The following is a 201-nucleotide window of genomic DNA, read 5'->3' on the forward strand; positions in this document are numbered from 1 at the left end:
TGGTGGGCGATACTGGGTTCGAACCAGTGACCCTCGCCTTGTAAGGGCGATGCTCTCCCAACTGAGCTAATCGCCCACTTTCAAATTTCAACGTTTTAATTCTTTTGAAAAGAATCAGTAATATGGTGGGCGATACTGGGTTCGAACCAGTGACCCTCGCCTTGTAAGGGCGATGCTCTCCCAACTGAGCTAATCGCCCAT

General features: G+C 49.8%; 2 tRNA genes. Both read right to left on the reverse strand.

The annotated features are described in order from the left end of the window. Positions 1–76 (reverse strand) — tRNA-Val (locus V6255_RS19235). A gap of 47 nt (positions 77–123) precedes the next feature. Beyond that, positions 124–199 (reverse strand) — tRNA-Val (locus V6255_RS19240). Between the last annotated feature and the right edge of the window lie 2 nt (positions 200–201).

It is taken from the genome of Psychromonas arctica (assembly GCF_038155225.1).
Classification (GTDB): domain Bacteria; phylum Pseudomonadota; class Gammaproteobacteria; order Enterobacterales; family Psychromonadaceae; genus Psychromonas; species Psychromonas arctica_B.